The sequence below is a fragment of the Comamonas sp. A7-5 genome (assembly GCF_039581385.1).
GTDB classification, from domain to species: domain Bacteria; phylum Pseudomonadota; class Gammaproteobacteria; order Burkholderiales; family Burkholderiaceae_C; genus Comamonas; species Comamonas thiooxydans.
Genome location: NZ_JBCPWO010000002.1, coordinates 569664 through 578595, shown reverse-complemented (window position 1 = coordinate 578595; position 8932 = coordinate 569664). Strand labels below are relative to the sequence as shown.

Sequence of the window (8932 nt, the reverse complement as noted above, 5' to 3'; positions counted from 1 at the left end):
CTGCGCGACCTGGGCGGCCTGATCGTGATCGACTTCATCGACATGGAAGAGGCCAAGAACCGCCGCGAAGTGGAAAACCGCCTGCGCGATGCCCTGCGCCAGGACCGCGCCCGCGTGCAGTTCGGCACCATCAGCAAGTTCGGCCTGATGGAAATGAGCCGCCAGCGCCTCAAGCCCGCCTTGTCCGAAGGCGCCCACATCAACTGCCCACGCTGCGGCGGCTCCGGCCACATCCGCGATACGGAAAGCTCGGCGCTGCAGATTCTGCGCATCATCCAGGAAGAGTCCATGAAGGACAACACGGCCGCCGTGCACTGCCAGGTGCCCGTGGAAGTGGCGTCCTTCCTGCTCAACGAGAAGCGCAGCGAAATCACCAAGATCGAGCTCAAGCAGCGCGTCAACGTGATCATGGTGCCCAACAAGTCCATGGACACGCCGCACTACAAGCTCGAGCGCCTCAAGCATGACGACTCGCGCCTGGAATCCATGGAAGCCAGCTACAAGCTAGCCGACGAGCCCGAAGAGGTGACCACGGTCACACGCCGCTCGCAGGAGCCCACCAACAAGCAGACTCCCGTCATTAAGGGAGTGCTGCCCGATGCTCCCGCACCGATTGCCGAGCCTCGCCCACCGCGCCAGCCTCGCGCTGCCGCTGCGACGCCCGCTCCCGCTGCGGCCCGCCCCGTGGTGCGCGAGCAAGGCTTCTTTGCCTGGCTCAAGAATCTGTTCGGCTTTGGCGCACCGGCTCCCGTGGCAGCGCCCGCTCCCGTGGCCGAGGCTCCCGCTCCCGCCGCCCGTGAAGGCAGCCGCGACGGCCGCCGAAGCGAAGGCCGTGGCGGCGACCGCAACCGCCGTGGCGGTGACCGCAATGAGCGCAGCGACCGCAACAGCGCGGAGCGCAATGGCAGCGAACGCGGCGACCGCAACAACCGCCGCAATGCCCAGGGTCGTGACGAGCAGCAACGCAACGAGCGTCCCGAACAGCAACAGCGTCAGGACCGCCCCGAGCGCGGCAACCGCCGCAGTGGCGAACGCAACGAACGTCGCGACGAGCGCCAGCCCCAGGTGGCAGAAGCTGCTCTGAACGGCGAAGAGTTCAACGCAGCTCCCAAGCCCGAGCGCAACCGCCAGGAACGCGGTGAGCGTGCGGAACGCAATGAGCGCGGTGAACGCGGTGAAGGCCGCCGCGAGCGCCAGAATCGCAACGCCGATGCCCAGCCCGCCATGCAGACCGTGGCCGACGAAACAGTGCTGAACACCGCCCAAGCTGAAGGCTCTGACGCTCAGTTGCAGGATGGCGCACAAGGCGGCGAGGCTCGCGAGCCCCGTCAGCGCCGTTCGCGTGACCGCTATGGCCGTGACCGCCGCGACCGTGCACCGCGCGATGCCCAGGCAGAAGGCCAGACTGCAGAGCAGGCTGCCGAAGCCCAGGCCCCGGTCGAAGTGCCTGCCGCAGACGCTGGCGAGCAGCCGGCACGCCGCAGCTACTTTGATGCTGTTGCACCTCAGGCTCAGGCAGAACAGGTGCCTGTTGCTGCAGAAGTGCAGGCACCCGTGGTTGCAGAAGCCGTGGTGGCAGCTGTCGCCACTGTGGCAGAACCCTCTCAGCCCGTGCAAGTAGAACCTGCTGCTACCGCAGAGCCTCAGGCTGCCGCCGTGGAGCCTGTGGCTGAAACCGAGGCGCCTGCCCCGGCAGTCGCAACGCCCAAAGCTCAGAGCTATGCGCTGCCGATTGCCGAACTGCAGGCCCTGGCAGCCGCATCGGGTCTGGAATGGATCAACTCCGATGCCGAAAAGATCGCCGCCGTCCAGGCTGCGATTGCCGCCGAGCCCAAGCCCGTGCGCATTCCGCGCGAGCGCCCACCCGTGGTGGTGCTCGACGAAGGCCCGCTGATCCTGGTCGAGACCCGCAAGGATCTGAGCCTGATGCAGCTGCCGTTCGAGAAGGAAGAACAGGCTGCAGGCGTCAACGCCTAAGCAGACTGCCTTCCGGCATCACAGGGCCAAGGGGACTGTCCACTTCGGTGGATGGGGCCTTGGCCCTTTTTCATGCACCCTTTCTTTGATTGAGTGAACGTCAAGCCATGTTGTTTCTGATCTCTCCGGCCAAATCGCTGGACTATGAAAGCCCTGTTTCCGCCGAGTTGCCGCACACGCTGCCGGTTTTCAAAAAGCAGCCCCTGGAACTGATCGAAGTGCTGCGCGAGAAATCGCCCCAGCAGATTTCCGAGCTCATGAGCATCAGCGACAAGCTGGCCGTACTCAATGTAGGCCGCTACGAAGCATTCAGTTCCAAGTTCACCACCAGGAACTCGCGCCAGGCCGTGCTGGCCTTCAATGGTGATGTCTATGAAGGCCTGAATGCCGCCAGCCTCAAGCCCAAGGAGCTGGACTGGGCCCAGGAGCATGTCGTGATCCTTAGCGGCCTCTACGGCGTGCTGCGCCCGCTGGATCTGCTGCAGCCCTACCGCCTGGAGATGGGCACCCGGCTGGAAAACGCCAAGGGCAGCAACCTCTATCAGTTCTGGGGAACCCAGATTGCCGACTACCTGAACGAACGCAGTGCTGCGCAAGCCGAGCACGGTGACGCCCAGGCCGAGCGCATTGTCGTCAACCTGGCGTCTCAGGAATACTTCAAGGCCGTGGATCTCAAGGCGCTCAAGGCCCCCGTGGTCGAATGCGTTTTCGAGGACTTCAAGGGCGGGAAGTACAAGATCATCAGCTTCCATGCCAAGCGCGCACGCGGACTGATGGTGCGCTGGGCCGTACAGCACAAGGCCAGGAAGGTGGCCGACCTGCGCAAGTTCGACCTGGAAGGCTATGCGCTGGCCGAGCAGGCCAGCACGCCCGGCAAGCTGGTGTTCCGCCGCAAGCTGCAAGACTGACGCTGCGCATTGAAATCGGCATCAGTGCACACTAGCATTGTCGACATGAGCACCTCCACCCAAGACGAGTTCGTCACACCTCCCGGCCTGACACCCGAGCTGATGCAATGGGTGCGCGCGCAAAGCGCCTCCGGCGTGCCGCTGCCATCGCTGCTGCAGTCCATGCGCAAGGCTGGCTGGGCCGAGCATCTGGCGCGCCGCGCGCTGGCCCTGCCCGAAGAGGGTGAACTGCCCCTGCCTTTCACAGCAGCCAGGACCGAAGCCGAAGTGGCAGTGCAGGTCCATGAGTCGGGCGTTCCCGAGCCCGATCTGCTGACCGATCCCTGCTGCGTCCATGCCGGCGATCGCGATGTCCATGTGCTGATGAGCGTGCGCCACCCGCGCGTGGTGGTGTTCGGCAATCTGCTCTCCGACGAGGAGTGCGATGCCCTCATCGCAGCTGCCCGCCCGCGCATGCGGCGCTCGCTGACCGTGGACAACCAGAGCGGCGGCGAGGCTGTCAATGACGACCGTACCAGCAATGGCATGTTCTTCCAGCGCGGCGAGAACGAACTCATCAGCCTTGTCGAGCAGCGCATCGCACGCCTGCTGAACTGGCCGCTGGAAAACGGCGAGGGCATGCAGGTGCTGCACTACCGGCCTGGCGCCGAATACAAGCCGCATTACGATTACTTCGCCCCCAACGAGCCCGGCACGCCGACCATACTCAAGCGTGGCGGCCAGCGTGTGGGAACCCTGGTCATGTATCTCAACGAGCCCGCGCGCGGCGGCGCAACCACCTTTCCCGATGTAGGGCTGCAGGTCGTGCCGCGCCGTGGCAATGCCGTATTCTTCAGCTATAACCGGCCCGACCCGGCCACCAAGACCCTTCACGGCGGCGCTCCCGTCCTGGAGGGCGAAAAATGGATTGCCACCAAGTGGCTGCGCGAACGAGAGTTCAAGTAAAAACAGGATCCATCCCTTACTCACAAAGCGCCAGCAGCTATCCTTTCTACTGCTGGCTATTTTGTTTTTGAATCATGCACACCCCTGAACAATCGCAGCTGGGCAAAAGCTCGGCCTATGTGGACCAGTACGATGCGTCCCTGCTCTTTCCCCTGCCACGCCTGACCAAGCGCGAGGAAATCGGCGCCGCCATCAACCCGCCGTTCTTTGGTGCCGATCTGTGGACTTCATTCGAAGTTTCCTGGCTCAATCTGCGCGGCAAGCCCCAGGTGGCGCTGGCGCATTTCACCATCCCCTGCGAAACGCCCAACCTGATCGAGAGCAAGTCCTTCAAGCTGTATCTGAACAGCTTCAACAACACCCGTTTTGCCGACGCCAGCGAGGTGCTGGCGCGCCTTCGCACCGATCTGTCCGAAGCCACCTGGCGCGGCAGCGAGGCCCAGGGCAGCGTGGGCGTGCGGCTGTTGCAAGCAGATCAGTTCGATGCCCAGCAAGTGCATGAACTGGACGGCCTGCTGCTGGACCGCCTCGATGTGGAGTGCACCCGGTACACGCCGGCTCCCGAGTTGCTGCGCGCAAACCACGACGAAGCCCCCGTCAACGAAACCCTGGTCAGCAATCTGCTCAAGAGCAACTGCCTGGTCACCGGCCAGCCCGACTGGGGCAGCGTGCAGATTCAATACAGCGGTGCGCAAATCGAGCAGGAAGGTCTGCTGCAGTACCTGGTGAGCTTTCGCAACCACAACGAATTCCATGAGCAATGCGTGGAGCGCATCTTCATGGACATCTGGACCCGCTGCAAACCCATCAAGCTGGCCGTCTATGCCCGCTACACGCGCCGCGGCGGCCTGGACATCAACCCTTTCCGCACCAGCCACCCGGGCGCCCTGCCCGCCAATGTGCGTACGGCACGCCAGTAGCACCGGCACGACCCAATCAAGGGCAGCAAGCAAGGGCCGCCCCGCAGCAAAGCTGCTGCCCCCTCAGGGGAAGGCTGCAAAGCGTCTCAGGGGGATCAACTCTTCCATGGGCAGTCATCCTGCCCCAGCAAAGCCTCGGCATAACGCAGATCCTGAATGCGCAGCCACAGCCCGTTCATGCCCTGGCGCAGGGGCTCGACGGCAGCACGCTGCCAGGTCTGCGCCACCACCAGCTGACGCGCCGCTGCGGGCTCTACCCGGGCCTTGTAAGCCGCGTTCGCCTCGCCCTGCTGTAGCTCAGCATCGGGCAAGGGCAAATCCTGCCAATGCAGGCCCTGGGCATCCCAACCCTGCAGCACCGGCATGCGCGCCCTGAGCGTCAGCGTGCGCACTTCCTTTTCCACGGGGTTGAGCCAGTGCAGCTGCCACTGTCCCAGTTCGCCATAGCGTGTCTCCACCGGCTCCAGCAAGGCCCAGCCTTCGCCTGAAGGATGGGGACAGGCGCAAGGCCCGACACCGCAGAACGCCAGACCGCTGCGCGTCATGATCACGCCGTCCTTGCGAGGTTCATCATGCTGCCAATAGTGGTTGACGCGCTCGTTCACGCCGCCCCACCACCAGACGGTGTCGCCGCGCACATCGTCACGCCAGACATAGTCGCCGTCGGAACAGGGGTGTTGAATCTGTCTCACCTCGCGCCAGCGTGGCAGCAACTGCCAGCGCCCTTGCGCATCGGGAGCCAGTTCGCGCTCTGAGTAGAGCGGGCGCCAGTCGGGTCTTGCCAGATGGCTGGCCGATACGGACTGCAAAGGCCAGCGCCAGGATGCGGTCGAGGGGTCCCAGTCCTTGTCCGCCAGGCTGGCCGTCAGCGCCAGCACGCGCAGGCGAGCAGCCATGCCGCCCTTGACCGACGGCACAGCGGCCAGCCGCACCACGGGCCAGGGCAGGTCCACGCTTTGCAGGCGCTCCCCGTCCCAGATCTGCAGGCTGCCGCTGCCACCGCGAATCGGTGCACGGCCATGCGGCATGAGAATCGCCCAGCGTCCCTGCACGATCACATGTTCCAGTGCCCAGGTACCGGGCAGATGGCGTTCGCCCCATTGCAGGTTGTAGGCCGCCGTTTCGCCCAGCTCCTCCCGGGCGGGCTTGGACAGAGTCCAGATCAGGCGCTGCCCCTTGAGCGGCTCGCTCTGCGCGCGCCACAGCGCGGGCTGCGCCGGATCACGCAGCCAGTCGAAGCACAAGGGAAGCGAGGGTTTGAGGATGGGCAGGCCATCGCGCTGATGGGCAGCGCAGATATCCACCTCGCTCATGGCGCAGCTGATGCTGGTGCCATCGTGCAGGCGCTCGGTCTCGGGCGTATCTAGCTGCACTTTCTGCAGCAGCAGCTCATTGAGCCAGCTCAGCGGTAAAACCGCTGGCGCTTGCGGCTCGCTCGGCGGCTCAAGATCCGGCAGGCCCAGGGCCCAGGGCTTGTGATCCTCGGGCATCAACTCCGGCCATTGCTGCCAGCCTCGCTCCATGGTCCAGACAGCCAGCCGCAGGCTGGCCTGGCTGGCATCGCCCTGGGTAGGGTAGGCATAGAGCGCAAAGGCCTGGGCATCGGCACGCCAGACCATGCTGTGGCTCTCGTCCAGCACCCAGGGCTGGGCGGCCTCACCCAGCATCAGCTGCCAGTGCGGATTCTGCAGCGGAGCCATGGGATAGCGCAGCTTGCGCAGCGAAGCCGGCCAGTGGCGCTGCAGCGCCACCGGCGGCACCGGGGTGGGCTGAGCCGGTTGAGGCAGAGTCGGCATGGGCCGGGCGACTTCGGCCGGCAGGCAGTCTGCCGGCACCCAGAGATCCACCACCTGCAGCAGGGGCTGCGGCTGCGCAGCCATATGCTCGCCCAGCCAGGCCTCGAAGCTGGCATCGGACATGATCACATGCGCATCGTCGGCAATGCCGCTTTCGTTGATGCTCTCGCCACTCCAGCGCGGCATGCGCCAGTGGATGGCATCCAGCAGCTCGCCTTCCGGCTTGCTGATCACCCAGCTGCGACGTGATTTGCGGTCGACCAGATGGGCGGCCTCGCTGTCATAAAAGCCCGTGCGCAGCCAGCGCCCGTCATAGGAGGTGTGCATGTCCATCTCCCAGACATGGGGCAGGTAGACGCCGTCCGCACACAGCACATCGCCATAGATGGGGCCGCCCATGCCGCGCTCGCCCTGGGGGCGAAAATTCACATCCCTGCTGGCCTCTGACGCCACATCCGCCTGCGCCGCAAGCTCTTGATCGGAGAGTGTCCGCGCCGCAACATCCGACGCCGCTCCGGCCTGGGCCACGGACGGCTCGGCCTCCTGCCCAGCAGTTGCAGACGACGCGGGTCTGGCGTCAGCGCGCAAACGCGATATCAGCCAGATCAGCAAACACAGGGCCAGCGCCGCAATGGCGATCAGGGTCAGCACAACACTCATGGCGCAATCCTACCGAAAGCCAATGTGAAAAAGGCAGCTCCACGGCTGCCTTTTCAGAGCAAGACCACAAAAGCCTAGAGATGGAACACGTCCACCGAACGCTCCAGTGTCCTGGCACTCAGGCGCAGCGATTGCGCTGCGCTGGTCGACTGCTCCACCAGCGCCGCATTCTGCTGGGTCACTGAGTCAAGTTGGGCCACGGCCTCGTTGACCTGGGAGATGCCTATCGACTGCTCACGCGTGGCAATGCTGATCTGGTGCACCAGGGAGCCGACCTTGTCCACGGCCTGCACCATGCCGTCTATGGTCTGGCCCGCGGCACGCATGCGCGCATTTCCGTCATTGATGCCATCGACCGTGCGGTTGATGAGCACGCTGATCTCCTTGGCCGCTTCGGCGCTGCGCTGGGCCAGTGCTCGCACCTCGCCTGCCACCACGGCAAAGCCGCGACCCTGCTCGCCGGCCCGCGCCGCTTCCACGGCCGCGTTCAGCGCCAGCAGATTGGTCTGGAAGGCAATGCTCTCGATCACGCCAATGATCTCGCTCATGCGGGTGGAGGAGCCGCGGATATGCTCCATGGCCAGTCCCACTTCGCTGATGGCCGCGCCGCTGCGGCTGGCCACCTTGCTGCTCTCGTCGCTGGCACCGGCCATGAACTGTGCCGTGTCGGCCGTCTGCGACACGGTGCCCGAAATTTCCTCCATCGAGGCCGCCGTCTGCTGCAGGCTGGTGGCCTGCGACTCGGTACGCCCTGCCAGATCGAAACTGCTCTGGGCGATTTCATGGGCAGTCTGGGCAAAGCCCTGCACCTCGGTACGCACATCGCCCACCACGGCGCGCAGATTGATCTGAATCTGCTGCAGCCTCAGCATCAGCGCCCCCACGGCACCGCTGTAGCTCTGGCTGCATTCGGTACTCAGATTGCAGGCGGCCACATCGGCTGCAAAGCGGCTAGCTTCCTCCAGTCCCGCCACGCAGCGCCGTTGAAAGCGCCACAGCACGAATGCGCCGCCTGCCAACAGGCTTGCAGCACGCCAGCCCCAGGCAGTTGCACCCTGCCAACCCAGCATATCGGGCAGCATGGCGATCAAGGCCATGAGGGCCAGCAACCAGGCCATGCGCGCCACCAGGCCCACATCCTTACGACCATCCCACCAGCCCATCAGCCCCAGACGGCGCACCGCGCCCGCGCGCAGGCGGAAGCTGGCCTGTGCCTGCTTTTCCTCGTTGCGCATGCGCGCGTACAGCGCTTCGGCTTCGGCCACTTCGGCGGCCGAAGGCTTGGTGCGCACCGACAGATAGCCGCTTGGCTTGCCGCCCTCCATGATGGGCGTGACATTGGCGCGCACCCAGTAGTGGTCGCCGTTCTTACGGCGGTTCTTGACCAGTGCCGTCCAGGGATAGCCATGGGCAATGGTGCGCCACATATCCTTGAAGGCAGCGGCCGGCATGTCGGGGTGGCGAATCAGATTGTGCGGCTGGCCGATCAGCTCTTCGTAGGCATAGCCGCTGACGCGCACAAAGGCCGGGTTGCAATGCGTGATCTCGCCCTTGGTGTTGGTGCTGGAGACCAGCAGCTCGTCACCTGGAAAGTCGTAGTTTTGTTGAGATACCGGCAGGTTCAGGCGCATGCTTTGCACTCCTCCAATAAGCCTGTTTAGTTTTTGTTCGAGAGTGAGCGATCAGGCATCCCGTCGACAGCTGGTTAACCAGATACACAAATTCA

The 8932-nt window shown here is 64.6% G+C and carries 6 protein-coding genes; 4 read left to right on the top strand and 2 right to left on the bottom strand.

Going from position 1 to position 8932, the window contains the following annotated elements:
* The 4 genes from AAIL67_RS05565 to queF all read left to right on the top strand — a co-directional run.
* Positions 1–1977, top strand: a 1977-nt coding sequence (locus AAIL67_RS05565; protein WP_343483545.1) for a ribonuclease E/G, incomplete at its 5' end; no start/stop codon positions are given.
* A 107-nt stretch (positions 1978–2084) separates the two neighbouring features.
* The gene (gene yaaA, locus AAIL67_RS05560; RefSeq protein ID WP_343483544.1) at positions 2085–2885 is read left to right on the top strand and encodes a peroxide stress protein YaaA; all 801 of its coding nucleotides are present in this window, start codon (positions 2085–2087) and stop codon (positions 2883–2885) included.
* Between the two features lie 45 nt (positions 2886–2930).
* On the top strand, positions 2931–3830 hold the full coding sequence (locus AAIL67_RS05555) for a 2OG-Fe(II) oxygenase (RefSeq protein WP_343483543.1): 900 nt from the start codon (positions 2931–2933) through the stop codon (positions 3828–3830).
* 74 nt (positions 3831–3904) lie between these two features.
* Positions 3905–4750, top strand: coding sequence for an NADPH-dependent 7-cyano-7-deazaguanine reductase QueF (gene queF / locus AAIL67_RS05550; RefSeq protein WP_087864285.1), 846 nt, complete (start codon positions 3905–3907; stop codon positions 4748–4750).
* Positions 4751–4845: 95 nt separating this feature from the next.
* Here the strand turns inward: queF and AAIL67_RS05545 are convergent, their stop codons facing one another.
* Together AAIL67_RS05545 and AAIL67_RS05540 are read right to left on the bottom strand one after the other, a co-directional pair.
* Positions 4846–7206 carry a hypothetical protein gene (locus AAIL67_RS05545; RefSeq protein WP_343483542.1) on the bottom strand — a complete coding sequence of 787 codons (2361 nt, stop codon included), beginning with the start codon at positions 7204–7206 and terminating at the stop codon, positions 4846–4848.
* Between the two features lie 74 nt (positions 7207–7280).
* Complete coding sequence (locus AAIL67_RS05540) at positions 7281–8837, bottom strand: methyl-accepting chemotaxis protein (protein ID WP_343483541.1); 1557 nt, start codon at positions 8835–8837, stop codon at positions 7281–7283.
* Positions 8838–8932 lie beyond the last annotated feature (95 nt).

Coding starts and splice junctions, on each gene's coding strand:
- yaaA (WP_343483544.1), top strand. CDS start 2,085: ATGTTGTTTCTGATCTCTCCGGCCAAATCGCTGGACTATGAAAGCCCT.
- AAIL67_RS05555 (WP_343483543.1), top strand. CDS start 2,931: ATGAGCACCTCCACCCAAGACGAGTTCGTCACACCTCCCGGCCTGACA.
- queF (WP_087864285.1), top strand. CDS start 3,905: ATGCACACCCCTGAACAATCGCAGCTGGGCAAAAGCTCGGCCTATGTG.
- AAIL67_RS05545 (WP_343483542.1), bottom strand. CDS start 7,206: ATGAGTGTTGTGCTGACCCTGATCGCCATTGCGGCGCTGGCCCTGTGT.
- AAIL67_RS05540 (WP_343483541.1), bottom strand. CDS start 8,837: ATGCGCCTGAACCTGCCGGTATCTCAACAAAACTACGACTTTCCAGGT.